12 protein-coding genes and 1 pseudogene are annotated in these 19,570 nt (G+C 55.0%); 8 read left to right on the top strand and 5 right to left on the bottom strand.

Features of this window, described 5'->3' with window-relative positions:
• Positions 1 to 93 precede the first annotated feature (93 nt).
• Complete coding sequence (ftsH, locus tag TBK1r_RS22965; RefSeq protein WP_419580302.1) at positions 94 to 2,169, top strand: ATP-dependent zinc metalloprotease FtsH; 2,076 nt, start codon at positions 94 to 96, stop codon at positions 2,167 to 2,169.
• 77 nt (positions 2,170 to 2,246) lie between these two features.
• On the opposite strand, the gene TBK1r_RS22960 is transcribed toward ftsH, so the two are convergent.
• Positions 2,247 to 2,543 (bottom strand): hypothetical protein, encoded by a 297-nt coding sequence (locus TBK1r_RS22960; RefSeq protein WP_145215976.1) that lies wholly within the window; start codon positions 2,541 to 2,543, stop codon positions 2,247 to 2,249.
• Between the two features lie 41 nt (positions 2,544 to 2,584).
• Here TBK1r_RS22960 and TBK1r_RS22955 point away from each other — a divergent pair, with 41 nt between their 5' ends.
• Positions 2,585 to 4,033 carry a sigma-54-dependent transcriptional regulator gene (locus TBK1r_RS22955; protein WP_145215973.1) on the top strand — a complete coding sequence of 483 codons (1,449 nt, stop codon included), beginning with the start codon at positions 2,585 to 2,587 and terminating at the stop codon, positions 4,031 to 4,033.
• Between the two features lie 385 nt (positions 4,034 to 4,418).
• On the opposite strand, the gene TBK1r_RS22950 is transcribed toward TBK1r_RS22955, so the two are convergent.
• The 3 genes from TBK1r_RS22950 to gad form a co-directional block, all read right to left on the bottom strand.
• Positions 4,419 to 4,649 carry a hypothetical protein gene (locus TBK1r_RS22950; RefSeq protein WP_145215970.1) on the bottom strand — a complete coding sequence of 77 codons (231 nt, stop codon included), beginning with the start codon at positions 4,647 to 4,649 and terminating at the stop codon, positions 4,419 to 4,421.
• 678 nt (positions 4,650 to 5,327) lie between these two features.
• The gene (locus TBK1r_RS22945; protein WP_419580301.1) at positions 5,328 to 6,260 is read right to left on the bottom strand and encodes a hypothetical protein; all 933 of its coding nucleotides are present in this window, start codon (positions 6,258 to 6,260) and stop codon (positions 5,328 to 5,330) included.
• Positions 6,261 to 6,287: 27 nt separating this feature from the next.
• Positions 6,288 to 7,679: a glutamate decarboxylase gene (gene gad, locus TBK1r_RS22940; protein WP_145215966.1), complete on the bottom strand. Its 1,392-nt coding sequence runs from the start codon at positions 7,677 to 7,679 to the stop codon at positions 6,288 to 6,290.
• A 658-nt stretch (positions 7,680 to 8,337) separates the two neighbouring features.
• Between gad and TBK1r_RS22935 the strand changes: the two genes are divergently transcribed.
• The 5 genes and pseudogenes from TBK1r_RS22935 to TBK1r_RS38990 all read left to right on the top strand — a co-directional run bounded on the left by TBK1r_RS22935 (position 8,338) and on the right by TBK1r_RS38990 (position 17,018).
• The gene (locus TBK1r_RS22935; protein ID WP_145215963.1) at positions 8,338 to 10,791 is read left to right on the top strand and encodes a heavy metal translocating P-type ATPase; all 2,454 of its coding nucleotides are present in this window, start codon (positions 8,338 to 8,340) and stop codon (positions 10,789 to 10,791) included.
• Between the two features lie 282 nt (positions 10,792 to 11,073).
• Positions 11,074 to 13,492: pseudogene (locus TBK1r_RS22930) on the top strand (heavy metal translocating P-type ATPase).
• Between the two features lie 206 nt (positions 13,493 to 13,698).
• Positions 13,699 to 15,153, top strand: coding sequence for a TolC family protein (locus TBK1r_RS22925; protein WP_419580300.1), 1,455 nt, complete (start codon positions 13,699 to 13,701; stop codon positions 15,151 to 15,153).
• 54 nt (positions 15,154 to 15,207) lie between these two features.
• Positions 15,208 to 16,725 carry a multicopper oxidase domain-containing protein gene (locus tag TBK1r_RS22920; RefSeq protein ID WP_145215956.1) on the top strand — a complete coding sequence of 506 codons (1,518 nt, stop codon included), beginning with the start codon at positions 15,208 to 15,210 and terminating at the stop codon, positions 16,723 to 16,725.
• 74 nt (positions 16,726 to 16,799) lie between these two features.
• Positions 16,800 to 17,018, top strand: coding sequence for a metal-sensitive transcriptional regulator (locus tag TBK1r_RS38990; RefSeq protein ID WP_419580299.1), 219 nt, complete (start codon positions 16,800 to 16,802; stop codon positions 17,016 to 17,018).
• Positions 17,019 to 17,340: 322 nt separating this feature from the next.
• Here TBK1r_RS38990 and TBK1r_RS38985 read toward each other — a convergent pair whose 3' ends face one another.
• Positions 17,341 to 17,649 carry a hypothetical protein gene (locus TBK1r_RS38985; protein WP_419580298.1) on the bottom strand — a complete coding sequence of 103 codons (309 nt, stop codon included), beginning with the start codon at positions 17,647 to 17,649 and terminating at the stop codon, positions 17,341 to 17,343.
• Between the two features lie 385 nt (positions 17,650 to 18,034).
• On the opposite strand from TBK1r_RS38985, the gene TBK1r_RS22900 reads away from it, so the two are divergent.
• On the top strand, positions 18,035 to 19,486 hold the full coding sequence (locus tag TBK1r_RS22900; RefSeq protein WP_419580297.1) for a PP2C family protein-serine/threonine phosphatase: 1,452 nt from the start codon (positions 18,035 to 18,037) through the stop codon (positions 19,484 to 19,486).
• Positions 19,487 to 19,570 lie beyond the last annotated feature (84 nt).

The following is a 19,570-nucleotide window of genomic DNA, read 5'->3' as shown; positions in this document are numbered from 1 at the left end:
CGGATACATCCTGCAATGTCGGAAATTTTGCTCCCGGCTGCTAAGGCCTTTCAGGAATCGCCTCCGTACGCTTCACTTATTTCACACGACACTATGCCTCAGCCGACCGAACCGACGCCACCGGGCAATGACTCACCGCTCGGGCCAACACCGCAAATCAATTGGCAAGCCCTTATTTGGTACGCCGGGATGATGTTATTGATGCTGTGGCTGTGGCAAGACTTTGGTGCTCGCGGGACAGTTCGGACGATCCCTTACAGCGACTTCAAGGATTACGTCAAAAACAAGCAGGTCGTTGAGTGCGATGTCCAGGACGATGCGATCGTGGGTTTGATACGGTTGTCCGGCAAGAAGGAAACTCAACCCACCGTCGACAAAGCAACTGACAACCAAGCCAGCGTTGCCAATGACAAAAAACTAGCCGAGCAGCCAGTGGGGACTGTTCCGGCGACCAAATCCGAAACCGCTCCGGAAACCAAACCCGAATCGACCCCCGACGCGAAACAAACGCCCAAGCTTGCAATCTCCGCCGAACCCGCCACCGTCAAGGCTGCAGCGGCACCGAAGCCAAGCGAGTTCATTTTTCGTACCGTCCGTGTCGACGACCCACAATTGATCGCAGACCTCGAAGCGGCAAACGTTAAATTTGAAGGAATCCGGCCGAGTTTTCTCTACAGCTTGCTGACGTCCTGGTTCATCCCGTTTGCAATCGTATTCTTGATCTGGACATTTCTGTCCCGCCGTTTGGCCTCCGCCGGTTCGGCCATGATGAGCATCGGTAAAAGCCGAGCGAAACTGGCTGGCGAAGAATCCACAGGAGTCTCGTTTGATGACGTCGCCGGATGTGACGAAGCCAAATATGAACTCGAAGAAGTTGTCGATTTCCTAAAACATCCCGAGCAATACGCGTCACTGGGGGCCAAAATCCCGAAAGGTGTTCTACTGGTTGGACCTCCCGGAACCGGCAAGACGTTGATGGCTCGCGCAGTTGCCGGTGAAGCCAAGGTGCCGTTCTTTTCGCTCTCAGGCAGCGACTTTGTCGAAATGTTTGTCGGTGTGGGTGCTTCGCGCGTGCGTGACCTGTTCAAACAAGCCGAAGCCACTGCGCCGTGCATCGTGTTTATCGACGAACTTGATGCGATCGGTCGTGAACGAGGCGTGCATGTCGGAGCAGTCAACGATGAACGGGAACAAACGCTTAACCAATTGTTGGTTGAAATGGATGGTTTTGAAGCTAACGTCGGTGTGATTTTATTGGCGGCAACCAACCGGCCCGAAGTGCTCGACAAAGCTCTGCTGCGTCCCGGTCGTTTCGATCGCCAAGTGATCGTCGATTCGCCGGACATCGACGGACGAGTCGCGATTCTAAAAGTCCACGCCCGCAATAAACCACTTGAAGAAGAGGTCGACTTGACCCGAATCGCTCAAGCCACACCGGGATTCTCCGGTGCGGATCTTGCCAACGCATTGAACGAAGCGGCGCTGATGGCCGCGCGTCGGAAGTCGAAAACGATCACGCAACACGACCTTGAAGAAGCCGTAGAGAAAGTGGTCGCTGGTCCTGAACGCAAGAGTCGTCGTCTGAACGAGCACGAACGAGAGCGTGTCGCATACCACGAAGTAGGTCATGCCTTGGTCGGTACGTTCAGTGAGCACGCCGACCCCGTTCACAAAATCAGTATCGTGCCTCGCGGTCGGGCGGCACTGGGCTACACGCTGCAATTACCGACCGAAGAAAAGTTCCTGATGACGCGAACGGAATTGATCGAACGCCTGAGAGGGTTGCTCGGTGGCCGAGCGGCGGAAGAGATTGTGTACGGCGAGATCAGTACTGGTGCCGAAAACGATTTGGAACGAGCGACCGCGATGGCTCGGCAAATGGTGTGCATGTACGGCATGAGTGACCAAATCGGATTATTGCACTGTGCCAGCCGTCAACCGATGTACCTGCAGTCTGGTGCAGGAGGCTTGCATACCGATTGCAGCGACCAGACCGAGCAAACAATCGACCAGGAAGTCAAGCAGTTACTTGCTGATGCCTATGAAGAAGCCAAGCATATTATCACCGAGCACCGCGCCCACCTTGAAGCCATCGCTCGCGAATTGTTGGTCAAAGAGTCGCTCGACTCCGCCGCGTTTAAGCAATGGCTCGAACCCGTCCATGCTTAACCACATCCTAATCCAAGACCAACCCAAGCTCGCTGCTCACGTCGCGGAAATTGCAGGCGTTGCAATCAAACTAAACCTCATTCGCGGAATCTGTGGGTGAAATCGGGATCCGGCAGGTTTCTGAGCTGGTAATATCTGAGCTGGTAATCGAGGGCGATTGCGATCGTTTTGAAGGGTTTGAAACCGTAGGCCTTTTTCATCGCCAGCTTGGCTTTGTCGTGAAAGCCCTTTCGCCTCGCCACCCTAGCCCTAAAGTCGGCGCAATTTCTTACAGTTCTCACCCGCAGATTCAGCGAAAGGCCACAGACGCAATGCCGTCCGACTTTCAACGACTGCTGGCAAACCGTACAATCGGTTAGTTGCGAACGGTCCAACGCTCGTCTCCTCTCTTCGCAGAACCGACTCAAAACAGCATATGACACGATTACTTGTTATCGACGATGAGCCGCTCATACTCGAAACGATCGAAATGACGTTTCCTAATGATGAAGTGGTCACATGTGCGAGTGCGCAGCAAGGTATTGACGTTTTCTTAGACTGCACTCCCGACGTTGTGTTGTGCGACATCCGGTTGCCCGATATGTCGGGCATGGAGGCGTTTGAGAAACTGCATCGCATCGACGCCAAAGTTCCCATCATCCTGATGACGGGACGTGGCACGGCAGGCACCGCCATCGAAGCGATGCAGCGAGGTGCGTTTGAGTACATCCTCAAGCCGCTCGATCCCGATACACTGATTCCGCTGATCGAGGACGCTGCGGAAACCAGCCGCATGACGCGAGTCCGGGCCGTCGTTCCCGACAAAAGTCTTGATGAAGTTCCCACCGAGGGCGAATCTGATTTGTTGATTGGCAACTGCCCGGCCATGCAGGAAGTCTATCGGGCGATCGGTCGCGTTGCTCGACAGAACGTGACCGCATTGATCCTGGGCGAAAGTGGCACTGGTAAAGAAGTCATTGCCCGTGCGATTTTTCAGTACAGCCAGCGTTCAGCTGAACGCTTTCTAGCGATCAACTGCGCTGCGATTCCAGAGAACCTGCTTGAAAGTGAGTTATTCGGCCACGAAAAAGGTTCGTTCACCGGCGCCGAAAGAAAGAAAGTTGGCAAGTTTGAACTGTGTAACGACGGCACGTTGTTTTTGGACGAGATTGGCGACATGACACCGCTGATGCAAACCAAAGTACTGCGTGTGTTGCAAGACCAAACATTCGAGCGCGTCGGGGGAACCGAAACAATCAGTACTAATGCACGCTTAATCGCGGCGACCAACCGTAAACTCGAACAAGCAATTGCGGACAAGGATTTTCGCAGCGACCTGTATTATCGTCTGAACGTATACATGATCAAACTACCGCCGTTGCGCGAACGTGGTGACGATATCGAACTACTGGCGAACTATTTCCTCAAGCGATTCGCCAGGGAACTTAACAAAGAAATCACCGGGTTCGCCGCCGAAGCAATCACGCTTCTGAACACCTATCGCTGGCCAGGCAACGTTCGCGAATTGCAGAGCGCGGTGAAGCACGCGTTGCTCGAAGCATCTGGCCCCATCATCGTGCCAACGTTTCTGCCAGAAACGGTTCGCGAAGGTGCCCCGTCCAAAGTCGTGGCGGCTCCAGCGACGCCTGCGCCCGGCGGGATTGACTTTGCCTCGCTGACTCGCGAATTGCTCGCCGAGGGCAGTGAGAACATTCATCGCGAGCTAATCAATCTTGCGGAAAAAGAGATATTTGCAGAAGTGCTGAAGCAAACCGATGGGAATCTCACGCAAGCGGCGAAGCGACTCGGAATCACACGGACGACCTTGCGTGCGCGGCTGGAATCGCTTGGCATGTCGCTCGAAAAATCAGCATCGGTAACGTAGCTCCGATTTCAGGTTGAATCCGTGCCCAGGCGATTGTGTCCACGCTGGGAATTCCATTGTCATTCTTTACCGCGGTAGGACATTCACGCGATTGATGATCTTTTTTCCGAGTTCACGAAGGGCCTCTTGCACTGATTGCTTCAGGTAGAACGATGGCAAAGTCCCCGTGATCACGAGTGAGTCGTCGACAAGGCAAATGACCAATCCGCTGGCGAAGCCGCGCAAGTGAGAATGATTAAGAACGAGTTCATTCGCGTCCATCACAATCTGCGGTGTAGCACATTTTTGCTTCTCCTTCGTTTGTTTTGCCGACGGCAACCGTTCCGATCGAGCGTCTGAACCTAACCTTGGCGTCGGTCGCTCGGGTCTAGTGGTCATTTCCATCTCAGCACGCTTCGCTACGATCAAACAGCAGCGTCCCCAGTTGAGCCAATCGCCGCTTTGCTTCGACGTGCCTTGCTTGCTTTTCGCATTCGTCCCACTGCGATGAAATCTCCAGCCGCAGGATGTCGATTCGGCTGTCTTGACACTGATCCTGGCGGTTTGGATCAGTGTCTTCCAAATCCAGGCGAGGGCGGTCGGTAGGCAACACGAATGGAGATTTAATGACTAGCATCGGTTCGTACTCCGGAGCTTCAATAGGGTTTGCAAAGAAGATTCGATGCGACGCAAATAAGCACACTTCGTGCCAAATCCCGCAAACGCACAGAGTCGAGCGTAAACTAAGCCATGTTTCATTTCACCTGGCCAATCCATGGCCACTGCGACCAATCACTGACCGATTCAATGCTCTATTGAGGCAACTCGTCGCGTCGGGGAAAGTTGCCCCGACAAGGCCGAGGCATTACCTCACATTTTCGGCAAATGCTAGACGAGGTGGTGTAGAACGCTCCACAGAGAGGCACGTTGGCACGGCGGATGCAATTGAACCTAGACATCGAAAAAATCGCAGAGTTTCTATTTCATCCAATTGAGTCAAAGAGCTGCTTAAGTCAAAGCAAAACCCTCTGGGTTACCACCGGCGAAAGTGGGACCGGCAAGGAACTCGTCGCCCGAGCGGAAGGATTTCCGTAGATAGTTATTATCGCCCTGCCAACTTTCGGACGCGGCATTGGCCGCGCGTACTTTGTGATCGCTTTGTATTTGCAAGAGGCCGCGCGATCGGCAGGGCATCTGAAAACTGTCGGCGATGGACTTCGACGGTTGGGTGCTGAAATGCAGCAACCATAGACAGCCTTCTGCATGTGCGATAGGAGACTGTTGGACCAGGTCGAGTGTGGATGCTCGACTTGGTTCATCTTTTACGTTCGGGTGGTTTCCATTGCCCTACGTTCGAAGGCGCATTTTTCAACGCTGCTTCGGGAAGCAAAAGGAAGGCGCCGATGAGAAAACAGAGGGCACCTTGTAGCGTGAATGCGGTGGCCAGAGATGCCGACACGACGCTTGATCCTAGCGGCGGCACAAAAGCAAACAACGCCGAAATCATGAACCCGAGGCACCCCAGTAAATTGATGAAGGCGACCCACCAGGAAATGTCCGACGGCTTCCAAGCCCAGTGTGCGTGACAGATTTCGATATAGGCCAGATATCCTGATAACAAGAAAAGCACAGAACCGGCAAAGTCCGGCACCCAGATTTCGAGGTCCTGGTGCAACCAGTTCAGCGAAGGACGCATGGCATCGTACGTGTTGAAATTGAACAACAGGGTGCCGATGAATTGCAACGCACTGCTCAGCCAGCCGGCGTCATGGGGTCGCCAACCAAGTAAGACCAGCCGGTCGGCCGGTCCATCGTTAGGCAGGAAATCGCCAACGTTGGCAGCCTGAAACAGTTGTAGGTATGCCGCGATCGTAAATGGGATCGATCCTGCGAAGAAGATCACATTGATACGTGTTGAATCCAATGCCCGTGAAGAAAATAACGCAGGTGCAAGACTTAGCGCGCTGCCAACCACGAAAAGCAGCGAGCCGATCGCGAACACGGCTCCGATCCACCAGTTTAAATGGCTCGGCATCCAAAGACATCGCCAAATTGGCCTCGCCATCGCGTCGCGCCCGCCTTCACGCTCACGGTGACGCAAGCCTTTGCGGTGATGACGGGAACTCCAGATGCGAGAAGCATGATCCGCTGCTTGGAACACCCGCCGAGTAACGAAAGGCCAGGGACCGTCCGCGTCGACACATTGGTAGCCAGGTTCGGTGACCTGCTGCTGACCCGCTTCCAACACGTTGCTTCTACCTCAGAACTGGCGGGTCTAATGATGGAACGACGGTCGTTCCGAGTTCGCCACCTGTTCGGGGTGGGAGTCGAAATGCTTTACGGCCGCGGCGAGGTGACCGAATAGCATATCGGCCATGTCTCGCGTGAATCCCTCTTTACACACGCAACGCAGCACGCCCAAGTCTTCGCGGTTCTTGGGGAAAGTGTATGCCGGCACCAACCACCCGTGTTCGCGAAGTTTGTCCGACATGTCGAACACGCTGAAACTAGCCCGCTCGTTGGTGGTGAACGCGAATACCGGGATATCGCTGCCATCAGATATCAAACTGAACGGGCCTAATTCGGCGATCTGGCCGGAAAGATACAGGGCAACGTCCTGACTGTTTTGGTGGATGCGCCGATATCCGTCGCGGCCCAAACGCAAAAAGTTGTAATACTGCGCTAGCACCTGATTACCAGGGCGGGAAAAGTTCAGCGCAAAGTTCGGGAGGTCGCCACCCAGGTAGTTGCAGTGGAAGATCAACTCTTCGGGCAGTTCGGTCGCGTCCCGCCAAACAATCCAGCCGACACCCGGAAACACGAGCCCGAATTTGTGTCCCGAGGCATTGATCGATTTGACCAGCGGCAGGCGGAAGTCCCATTCCAATTCGGGTTGCAGAAACGGTGCGACAAAACCGCCGCTGGCCCCGTCCACATGTATTGGCACTTCCCAGCCATGTTCAGCGTTAAGAGTTTCAAGAGCGTCGTTAAGTTCTTTGACGTTTTCGTAACGGCCATCGAACGTGCTGCCCATGATCGCCACCACCCCGATCGTATTTTCGTCGACCAGCTTGGTCGCTTCCGTCGCCGTCAGGCAATAACGGTCGCCCTCCATAGGCACAAAGCGCGGTTCGATCTCCCAATAGCGGCAGAATTTCTCCCAGCACACTTGGACGTTGATGCCCATCACCATGTTTGGCTTGTCGGTCGGCTTACCCTGAGCTTTTCTCCTTTCGCGCCACTTCCACTTTAAAGCCATCCCGCCCAGCATTGCCGCTTCACTAGAACCGACCGTCGAGCAACCAGTCGCTTGTCCGGTTTCGGGCGCGTTCCAGAGTCGCGACAGAATATTTACGCAGCGCAGTTCGATTTCTGCGGTTTGCGGATACTCGTCCTTGTCGATCATGTTCTTGTCGAAAGTCTCGGCCATCAGACGTTTGGCGTCGTCTTCCATCCACGTCGTCACGAACGTTGCAAGGTTGAGCCGAGAGTTGCCGTCGAGGATCAACTCGTCGCGAATGAGGTTGTATGCGACTTGCGGCGGCATGCCGTCAGTGGGAATCTCATATTTGGGTACCGGCTGACTCGTAACGCGGCCGCCGTAGGCCGGCGTAAGAAAAGCGTCTTCGGGATCGATCTCTTGCAGGTCGACGATTTTGTGGACCATGTTTGCTCCGCCGGTGTGGTCTTGCGATGGGTAGGTGTGAGGGCCGAATCGTTAAAGTAGAATTTACGTGGCCGTTGGCGTTTGGCGGACGACGAATCTGCAAAACAGCGTCCGTAAAGAAGTTATCCTGTGTGAACATCTTGTAGGGAAAGATTTGCGGCGCGTCGGGAGATGGCAGGCATCGCCCTTCTCCATTGAATTGGTATCAGCGCTGACGCCCGCTCGGCGTAACTATAGCTGACGTCACACCCATCCGGTAGAAGAGTTCACTTCCCGCTCTGGATACAAAGCTACGTGGCGCATTCGTTGCTTAGGTTGCGCTGCGTCTGGGGCGATCGTCATGCGAATGACATTGGACAAGGAGACAAATTCGATTGGTTCGCTGCGCTCAGTATGGCAAAGGAGGGGGCGAACTACCCGCATCGCCAGCGAAGTAAGCAATTGGCTCCAACGATCGGCCCGCAATGTGCTTGCTTCCTGTAGGCGGCGGTTTAATGGCTTTGACGACGGCCGGGTGGTCGCTCGGATCGGCAGTCTGACAATACGGAATCTTCGAGACCGCCACAAACTTACAACTATTTGATCGCAGACGAGCCGTTATTGTCGCTTTTCGGCCAACACGGTTCTGCATCTGGTCATACGCCCAACGGCAAACGTGATGAAAAAAGAAAAGATCGAAATTAGCTTTCTCTTGCCAACGGTGACTGATGAGAGTGATTCCTGCATCCGCCGATTGGCTGATTTACTGCAGGCGAAGGCCGGAATCGACTCGGCTCATGCAATCAGGTCGGACGACGATAAGCCCGGCCAAATCTGCATTCACTATGACCCCCGTATCGTGTCGACTGGCGACATCCGCGAATTGGCGATGCGGGCTGGCGTCGAACTGGATCAGAGATACGGCCATTGGCTGAAGAAGTCCCCCGCGATCCACGCCCGTCGTGCTTCGGCGATCGAGTCGCGATTGACCCGGATCGACGGAGTCCTCGAGTCGGTAATGTCGCCTGACGGTACCGTTCGCGTTGAATATGATCGACAAGTGACAAATGAGTCGGCGATATCAGACGCGTTCGATGAATGGGCGGGAGCTGTGCCTGACCGTGGGGATGATCATGCTGGTCACTCACACAAAAAGCATGGGCGCGAAGCAGGTCACGAACACGCGCATGGTGGAATTCTTGGCCCCAAGACGGAACTGATCTTTGCAGTCTTATGCGGTGCCTTTCTGTTGATTGGATGGTTGCTGGAAACCTTTGCGGAATTGGCTCCGTGGATTCCCACCACGCTATTTATTACCGCTTACTTCTTTGGCGGATACTTCACGCTCAAGGAAGCCGTAGAGAAGATTCGAGCTGGCAAGTTTGAAATTGACTTTCTGATGATCGCTGCCGCTGCTGGTGCTGCCGCACTCGGAGCTTGGGCTGAAGGCGCGCTGTTGCTGTTCCTGTTTAGCATCGGTCACGCGCTCGAAGGTTACGCGATGGGACGCGCCAAACGAGCGATTGAAGCATTGTCAGAGCTCGCCCCACGTACCGCTCGTGTCCGACGCAAAACTGCAGAAGTCGAAGTGCCAGTGGAAGAACTAATCGTCGGCGACGTCGTCATCGTCAAGCCCGACGAGCGGATTGCTGCAGACGGTTTTGTCATCGAAGGTGAATCAAGTGTGGACCAAGCTCCCATCACAGGTGAAAGCGTTCCGGTTGACAAGCAATCGGTGACCGATCGCGACGCAGCAGCGAATAGTCCCGAGTCGGTCGGTTTCAATCATCGCGTCTTTGCCGGAACGATTAACCAGGCGGGCGCGATTGAGATTCAAGTCACCAAGACCGCAGCCGAAAACACGCTCGCCCGTGTGGTCACGATGGTGAACGAAGCGGAAACGCGATTCTCACCGACGCAAAAGTTCACCAAGCGGTTCGAGCGATACTTTGTGCCGTCGGTAATCGCCGGTGTCGTGCTGCTTTTGTTTGCACCATTCGTGGTTGACGAAACCTTCAGCGATTCGTTTTATCGAGCGATGGCGGTTCTGGTCGCGGCCAGTCCATGTGCGCTCGCAATCGCCACGCCCAGCGCTGTACTGAGCGGTGTGGCCCGTGCCGCTCGCGGTGGTGTTCTTGTCAAAGGAGGCGGGCCGCTTGAGAGTCTCGGCCAAATTGACGCGATCGCGTTCGACAAAACCGGAACGCTTACCGAAGGCGAACCACGGGTTACCGACGTTCGCCCCGCCAACGGCGTCGAGGAGTCTGAACTGCTGCGAATCGCGATTGCAGTGGAAGACCTCAGCAAACACCCCCTCGCCAAGGCCGTCGCTCGCGATGGACGGGTGAAGTTGGGAGATGGTGGCGTGAGTGTTCCAGAGGCGCGCAACTTAAAGAGCATCACTGGACGCGGAATCCAAGCGGAAGTCGAAGGACAATTGACGCACGTCGGCAAGGATGAGTTGTTCGACGAGGTCGATGGCAGTCCGCTGCCTGATTACGTTCGGCAGACTGTCGAATCACTCGAAACCGGCGGCCGCACGACCGTGATCGTTCGCCGGGGAGATCGATATCTTGGCGTGATCGGATTGATGGACACACCGCGCGAAGCATCGAAGCGGACGATTGCGCGGCTGCGCGAACTTGGTATCCAGCGAATGATCATGATTTCTGGTGATAACCAGCAAGTTGCTGATGCGGTCGCCAAGGAAGTCGGTCTGGATGAAGCTCGTGGCGACTTGATGCCCGATGATAAGGTTGCTGAAATAAAGAAGCTGCAGAGCGAAGGCGGCGTGGCAATGGTGGGCGATGGCGTCAACGACGCTCCCGCAATGGCTTCCGCGTCGGTAGGAATCGCGATGGGAGCGGCTGGAAGCGACGTGGCGCTAGAAACCGCCGATGTCGCTCTGATGGCGGACAACCTCGATCATCTTCCGCTGGCCATAGGCCTCAGTCGATCTACCAGAAAAATCATCCGTCAGAACCTCTGGATGAGTCTCGGCATGGTCGCGTTCCTCGTTCCAGCTACCCTCTTCGGTCTGAACATCGGACCCGCAGTCGCTCTGCATGAAGGAAGTACCTTGGTCGTCGTGTTCAACGCGCTTCGATTACTCGCCTACAAATCGAAAAGTTGAAAACAAATCTTGTCGTAGAACGCCGGCGTCCCATCTTGGGGCGTCGGCGTTTTTGCGTTTCAGGTCCTACCGTTCGGTGCGATGCAGCCATGGACGAGCACCTCTCTTGACATTTGCGGCAGCATTCGACGCACTCTTCATGGGTGCGGTTGCAGTACTCATTCGTTTCTCCCTTTGAGATTTTCGATGCGGCTCGGTTGCTGCTACATAAGTGGTATGTAACTTGCATACCACTATGGGGTATATTGGAGGGTGACTTTTTGACAGCCCCTGGAGAAATCGATGGACCACGCCAAAAAACACGAGACGTCGTTGCCGGTTGCTGATCCGTCAATGCAAATTGATCCGGTTTGCGGCATGAAGGTGCCTACAGACAGTCCCCGTTCGGCGGATTTCCAGGGCGAACACTACGTGTTCTGTAGTGATGGATGCTTGAGCAAATTCCTGGATGATCCGGCTGGGGTGCTGGCAAAACGATCGAAGAAAGAGGGGGAGACAAGGAGAGTGGGAGACGGGGAGCATTCGTGCTGTGATGGATCATCGACCAAGATAACTGTCAACCGCTCCCACTCTCCTCCTCTCCCTGACTCCGAGACGCTCTACACCTGTCCCATGCATCCGGAAATCGAGCAGGTCGGGCCTGGCGATTGCCCGATTTGCGGGATGGATTTGGAACCCAAGGTAGTTTCGATCGCTGACGAAGGTGAAGACAAACAGTATGCCGACATGAAACGTCGCTTTTGGGTTGGCGTCGCGCTGTCGGTGCTACTGCTCCTGATCGCGATGGGGCCGATGGTGGGCTTGCGGATCGCGGATTGGATGAGCCAGGCGATGTTTGGTTGGTTGCAACTGGCCCTCGCGACGCCAGTAGTTTTCTGGTGCGGATGGCCATTGTTGGTTCGTGGAGCCAAGTCGTTTCGCACGATGAACTTGAACATGTTCTCGCTGATTGCGGTGGGAACTCTGGCAGCGTACTTGTTCAGCTTGGTCGGGGTTCTGCTTCCAGGGGTGATCCCAGAAGCCTTCTTCGAGAACGGTGTTCCACCGCTGTATTTTGAAGCGGCGGCGGTGATCATCACTTTGGTGTTGCTCGGGCAAGTGTTGGAACTACGAGCACGTCAGCAGACTGGCGGAGCGATTCGCGAACTCATGAAGCTTGCCCCCGATACGGCACACCGAATCACAGACGATGGCGAGGAAGACGTCTCGCTCGATTCAGTTCACAAGGGCGATCGGTTGCGAGTTCGTCCCGGTGAGAAGGTTCCAGTCGATGGGAAAGTGCTTAGCGGGTCGAGCAGCGTCGATGTTGACGGGCGAGCCGATGCCTGTGAAGAAGGTCGAGGGCGACGAAATCACCGGCGGAACGTTGAATCAGACCGGTGCGCTCGTGATGGAGGCCGTCGGCGTCGGCGGGGACACGGTTCTCAACCGCATCGTGCAAATGGTTGCGGACGCTCAGCGAAGTCGCGCGCCGATTCAGAAACTGGTCGATGTGGTCGCTCGGTACTTTGTGCCAGCGGTGATCGTTTGCTCGATTCTCGCATTCATAGGATGGTCGGTGTTTGGTCCGCAGCCGCAACTGGCGCATGCGTTCGTAGCGGCCGTTGCAGTGTTGATTATTGCTTGTCCGTGCGCGCTGGGGCTGGCGACGCCGATGTCGGTGATGGTGGGCGTGGGTCGCGGTGCAAAGGAAGGCGTGCTGATCAAGAACGCAGAAGTTCTTGAGGTCATGGAGAAGGTCGACACGATCGTCGTCGACAAGACCGGCACACTAACCCAGGGACGACCGGAAGTGACGGGCGTCGAGACGTTTGGTCATTGGAATGAGAACGATGTGTTGACGTTGGCTGCGGCGGTCGAATCGCAGAGCGAACATCCGTTGGCTCAGGCAGTCGTTCGTCGTGCAAATGCGGACGAGTTGCAGCCTGTGGAGGCAAGTGAATTCAGCAGTATCACCGGGGGTGGAGTTCAGGCTCGCGTCGATGATCATGATGTGTTGATTGGCAAGGCTGACTTGTTGGACGAGCAGGGCATCGAGGGAGTCAATGCGGGAAGGGAAAAAGCGGGTTCGCATCAGGCCGAAGGTGCGACGGTTGTGTTCGTAGCGATCGACAACACGCTGGCCGCTATTCTCGCAATCACTGACCCGATCAAGCAAAGCACGCCCGCAGCGCTAAAGACGTTGCACGAACTGGGATTGAAGGTGGTGATGTTAACGGGCGACGCTGAACCGACCGCGAAAGCAGTCGCATCAAGGCTGGGTATCGACGAGTTTCATGCTGGGGTTTCGCCTGAGGAAAAGCATGACTTTGTTCGCGAGTTGAAGAAGGAGGGCAAGACGGTGGCGATGTGTGGGGATGGGATCAATGACGCTCCAGCTCTTGCTGAAGCGAATGTCGGCATCGCCATGGGCACAGGAACAGGCGTTGCGATTGAATCTGCGGGCGTCACGCTCGTCGGCAGCGATCTCCGCGGTGTTGCGGCGGCGGCGAACTTGAGCCGAAAAACGATGAGTAACATTCGCCAGAACTTGTTCTTCGCCTTCATCTACAACGCGCTGGGAATCCCGGTCGCAGCCGGATTGCTGTATCCGTTCTTTGGCGTCTTGCTCAGCCCGATGATTGCAGCGGCTGCGATGAGTTTTAGCAGTGTGTCAGTGATTGCGAATGCGTTGAGACTGCGGGTCGCGAAACTCACCTGATTCTTGCAGCGGAAATCGTCAAGATTCTCGGCGAACGCAATCGTAAAGTCTGGGCGTCTTCTGGCACAAGCAAATCTTGCCTAATCGTTACAAGCGGAGTGCAATCCAATCGCGCGACGATTCCGACCATTCGGTGCTATACCCTGCATGGGTATGTTGCCGAAGGTTCGAGTACGGCTCGGCATCATTCCAAGGATTCGGAATCAATGAAACGAAGACTACTTCACTTGTTGATCGCAGTGACAGCGACAACGACTTATCAAACGGCGGTTGCTCAAGAGCCCTCGATGGGGCAAATGATGAGCATGGATCGAACGATGGCACAGTCACTCAGTGGTGCCGATGACCAAGTTCTACCCGAGAGCGACTTGCCGCCATTGCCGGACATGCCGAGTGGGTTTGCTGATTTCGATACCACGTATGACTACCCGGACAACGCAACAGTCGAAACTCATACGCTCGAAACTGTCTTGGCCCTCGCGGCAGGAAATAACCCAACCATCCAGCAAGCAAGATTGCACGTTTCGGCAGAAACTTCCAAAGCGTTGCAGGCAGGACTGTATCCCAATCCCGTCTTGATGTACGTCGGCGAAAAGATTGGTAGCGACGGCAGTGCCGGGGAGTTTCAGGGATTCGAGGTTTCTCAGCGTTTCGTGACGGCTGGCAAACTGCAACTGAGTCGATTGAAATACCGCCAACGCGCGCACGTCTCCGAACACCTCGCCATTGCACAGACGTACCGCGTCACGAATGCAGTTGAAGTACAGTTCATTGAGGCATTGGCGGCTTCGATGCGACTCGAACTTCAGCGAGAGATCGAAAAGACGGCCGAAGACGGTGCCGTGACGACTCGGGAACAGTACAACCAAGGCCAAGCCAATCTGACCGCGGTTCGACGAGCCAACGTCATGCTGCAAAAACAGCGTTTGGAACGCATGGCGACTGAAAATGAGTATCGCGATGCGTTGCGGCGACTGTCCGCCATTGTTGGCGTACCGCTTTCCATAGGCCCGACTGAGGGTGAGTTGCGTCCGAGCAATGCACTGGAGTCATTTGACATTGTTCTCTCACGGTTGATTGCGGAAAGTCCCGAAGTGTTGGCCGCGCGAGCAAAACTACGCGTGGACCAAACCACCGTCCGACGAGAGCAGGTCGAATGGATACCGGACATCACGATCCAGGGTGGGCCGGGTTACAACTTCAGCAACGGCGACGACGTCTACAACGCGGGCGTCCAAATTGAGCTGCCGATCTACGATCGAAACCAAGGAACGATTCGTCAGGCTTGCCAAGACTTGCGACGACAGCAATTCGAGATTCAAAGAATGGAATTGCACCTGAAAGAGCGTTTGGCATCAGCCTATCGAGCTTATGCCACCGCTCTGCAACACGCCACGGAGTACGATCGAGTAGTGATTCCCGAACTGCGGGCGGCTTATCGACAGTTGCTTGTCAGCTACAAAGACAACCGGATCGCTTGGCCAGAAGTGCTGGAAGGTCAACGCGACTACTTTCAAGCCAGAATGCAACAGGTTGATCAGTTCAAACACGTCCGACAACAGGAAACGATGATTAACGGTTTCCTACTTGACGGCGGGTTGATGGCTGCTGAAGGCCCAGTTCCACCGGGACACATTGATGCGGTCGCGAAACCGCGATAGCAGTACTGTCTCGCCAATCGCCGACGCCACCACAAATCCCATATGAGTTAACCAATGTCAAACACCGAAGACCGCCGACGCTTCTTAACCGCCGGATCGCTGGCCGCCGCGACGGGAGTGGTCGGGAATTTGCTTGGAAGGAATATGCATGCTCAAGAACCGATACCAATGGACATGAAAGGGATGTCCACGCACCAGCATTCCGAGCACGCAGCGCCCCAGATTCCGGCAGGCTCGGATGTTCAGGCTGAATACGATGGGTATTCGCGATTCAAGCCGTCCCGTGGCAACGACCCAAACAGTGACTATTACCTCGGCAAGCTGATGCCGGGATTTCGACCGGCTGCAGACGGGCCCGCTCCTTTTGAAGCTCCCGACTTGGATAAGCTTCCCTTCAAGATGGTTGGCGGAGTGAAGGAGTTCCAGCTTGTCCCGATGGCGGTTAAGCGAGAGTTTCTACCCGGCTATGAGATGAATGTGTACGGCTACAACGGCAGCATGCCGGGGCCGACAATCGAAGTCACCCAAGGAGATCGAGTTCGGTTTGTTGTTACCAACGAACTACCCGAAGACACGTATGTGCATTGGCACGGCTTAGAACTTCCGGTTCAGTGGGATGGTGCGTCGGAGCTTTGCCAAGAACCGATCAAGCCGGGTGAGACTTTCGTTTACGAGTTCGATGTTCATGAGGAAGGCACGTTTTTCTACCACTCGCACGTGCCGATGCAGGAAGCGTTTGGAATGGTGGGATGGTTCATCGTCCATCCCAAGAAAGTCTTTGATCCGCCTGTGGACCGTGACTTTGGGTTGATCTTTCAAAACTTCTTCATCGACAGTTCGCAAAATATCGCTGACAGTTGGAAGATGGATTGGAACTGGCACACGATTAACGGTCGCAGCGGTCCATACACAACACCGCTGGTTGTTAAACACGGCGAACGTGTACGGGTGCGGATCATGAATTTCGCACCGATGCAGCACCATCCAATCCACCTTCACGGTCATACGTTTTGGCTGACGGGTCGCGAGGGTGCGCGCACACCGCACTCCGCTTGGATTCCGCGCAACACGGAACTGATCGGCATCGCACAAGCTGCCGACTTCGAGTTCATCGCAAACAATCCGGGCGACTGGATGTTTCATTGCCACATGGTTCATCACATGATGAACCACATGACTGAACAAGTCGGGCCGCGGATGCGAAAGAACACGTCGGTTGACCAGTATCTCGCTAATCTTGATTCCAGACCCGCCGTTGATTCGACTCGCCAAGACCCTGGCTTCGGGACACCCGGCTACCCGCAAGAAATGAAGGGCATGAACATGTCCGATGCGATGATGAAGAAGATCGGCTCGCGTCGTGAGATGATGGGCATGCGGCCGATGGCCGAAATGGCGGTGATGGGCCTGATGACAACGCTGCGCGTGATGCCCGAGGATTTGTACCATAAGGTGATGGACACCGACGAACCTGTCGAACCGGGCGAGGTCTTTACTGAGATCGTGAGGCGATTCGGAGATATCTCCAAGTACAAATCCGGCAAGAAGATGATGCCCGGAATGAAGATGTAGCGGACTAACCGCAACGACGCTTAGAGGGTAAAATCGGCGATCCTGCAAAATCTGCCTATCCAAAGTTCTCAAGCATGCTCTCAGACGACGAGAAAAAGAAGCTTAACAACCGACTTCGGCGTGTCATCGGACAAGTTGAAGCGGTTGGTCGAATGATCGAGGACGAGGAGTATTGTGTCGATATCCTGATCAAGCTCCCACCTCCTCCACTCCCAGCTCCCAATCTTTTTAAGAAAGTCGTGAAGAAACGTCGGGGCCGTGCATCCAAAGAGCATCAAAGAAGAGATTCCTAGTGCGAATCTTTTGAATGTTCTTGGAACATGCCTGTCATGAACCGCCGCCACACCAACTCTGCCGCTCGATTATTTGCTGCTCTTGTAGTGATCGCGGTGCTGTTGGCGTCTTCGCCGGTCGCTCGGGCAGGATCACACGCGGCGAAACCTTGCCCTCACGTGTGCTGCCAGTCGCAGCCGGTTGGGCACAGTTGCTGTGACGGCGAGCCGTCGCACGAATGCCCTGCTATGGCATCTTGCGACACGGAGGTCTGGCTGCCGCCGCGAACGTCTGGCGACGATCTGACGCCTCGCGGTTTGAATCGCAGCGACTTTTCGCGGATCACTTGGAAGACTGACTCGGCCTCTCTCGGCCGACCGGATTCGATTGTCCGCCCCAACTCTCTGGTGGATTGGAACGTTCGTCTTCAGATTTAGCGGTTGATTCTGCTTCGATTTTGCGAAGCCAGACCCAATCCAAAAATGAAGATGTATCTGTTTCCCAATCGGTGCATGTCGATGTCGGCTGCGCCATCAATCCTGGAGTTTCCAAAATGTTAGCTACTGTATTCTCTGCTGTTTTATTTGCCGTTTCGTTCGTCCCCAGCAACGTTGAAGCCACCGCCTCGGCCGAACCGACGTGTTGTGCCAAGCATGCGTACTGCTGCACGGTTCACGCGGCATGCTGTGGCAAACATGCTGAAGGCAAAGCGGCCACGGACGAAGTGTCGAGTACAACTTCTCAACCCACCTGCTGTGCCAAGCGTGCGTATTGCTGCTCGGTGAACGCACGATGCTGCGGAAAGCACGCTGAAACGAAAGCCGCGACCGGCGATGTCGTCAGTACCACAGGCCAACCGACCTGTTGTGCAAAGCGAGCGTACTGCTGCAGCGTTGGCGCTGCGTGCTGCGGCAAAGGATCGACAAGTTCCACGGAAGTCGACTCTGCTGAACTCAGCTAATCGTTTCTGATTCCGTTCGATCCCCGTCAGCCGGGCGAGCCTGAAAATTCGCCCGGCTTCTCTAATTGAGGTGCCATGATGGACACATTCAAACACCGATGGCATCAGTTGCCGATTAGCCGGCAACTGCTGGTGCTCGTCAATGCGATTCTCTTCGGGTTTGTCGTTTCGTTTCTTCTCGTTGACTACCGCCTGCGGATGGATCGGCATTTGAACGAGAAGCAGATCGCGTTGACCGAAGAAGCGAAAACGATATACGAGTCGTTGCTGGTCGCTGAAGCGCATGGCGGCGAGGCGATTCAAAATTTAGTCGACAACGTATGTGCTCGGATGAACACAGACGATTCGCCCGGTCACCATATTGCTGCGGATTGGCGAGGGCTGCCGTACCAAGCGATCTCGCATGGGCATGCTTCCGACGAAATGCTCTCTGCAATGCGCTCGGCATCTGAATCAATAGACACCGAAACCAAAGCCAACGGCTCGCTCGTTGTCGGGGTGTTCACTGGACCAGCGGGTACTGTCTACATATCTGAGAAACGTTCAGCCGTTGTGGGAGCAACGCGTCGGTCGTTGTTGATCCAGATGTTTGCCGTCTTGTTGCTGGGAGCGATTGCAGCTTTCGTGGTTAGTGCCGTGCTGCGGCAATTGATCGCCAAACCGATCCAAGGGTTCGTTTCGGCGTTAAAAAGTGTCGCGTCCGGCGACTTGAGCGTGATTGCACGCACGCGAAGCTGTCGAGAACTGAGTTACCTTGCTGATCAGATCAATGCAATGACAGAGGCGTTGGATCACGCTCAGCGTGACCACCGTGTTCACATGGAAAAGGCACGCCAGATTCAACAGAACTTACGTCCGAAAGTGAATGGACTGGTCGGAATCGACGTCGCCGAGCTGTTCGCGCCTGCCGACGATGTTGGTGGCGACTACTACGACGTGATTTCATTATCCGATGGACGCTATCTACTTTGTGTCGCCGATGTTTCGGGACATGGCGTTCCGGCTGCGATGGCGGCGACGTTGTTGAAAGCGTTCGTTTCGGAAGCAGCAAAGAAGTCGTCCAGCCCCGCTGAAATTCTGACAGATGTCAATCAACGTTACTGCGAGTACGTGATGATGGGACACTTTGCGACGATGACGCTACTGGTCGTTGACCCGAACAGAAGAAACCTGACTTACGCCAACGCTGGCCACGAGTTTCCATTCCTCCAGATTGGAAGCGAGACGCCAGTGCGATTGACCGTGGGCAATTTGATCTTGGGTGTCGAGGACGATACCCACTACGACGAAGAAATAATTTCAATAGGCGATTCGGCTCGCTTAGTCATCGTTAGCGACGGAGTGACTGAGGCATTTGATCCTAGTGAGGAACAATACGGCACCGATCGAATCGAGCACCTGATGAGAAAAGTCCCGACCTCGACCGCTCGTGAATTAGTCCAAGAGTTCGAGAAATCGCTCGATGCCTTTCGCAAAGGAAGAAAAGCGTTCGATGACACGACACTATTGGTTGCTCAGCTAAGGTAGCATCCGTCGCCATATATCACAGGCTGCAGGCAGTGCGATCGCTTTGGGCGACGCCACACTGGCCGGCACCATCGCTCAGTTGGA

This window comes from Stieleria magnilauensis (assembly GCA_007753675.1).
Taxonomy (GTDB): Bacteria; Planctomycetota; Planctomycetia; order Pirellulales; family Pirellulaceae; genus Stieleria; species Stieleria magnilauensis.
The sequence above is the reverse complement of the archived record's forward strand: the minus strand, read 5'-3'. Positions and strand labels throughout refer to the sequence as shown.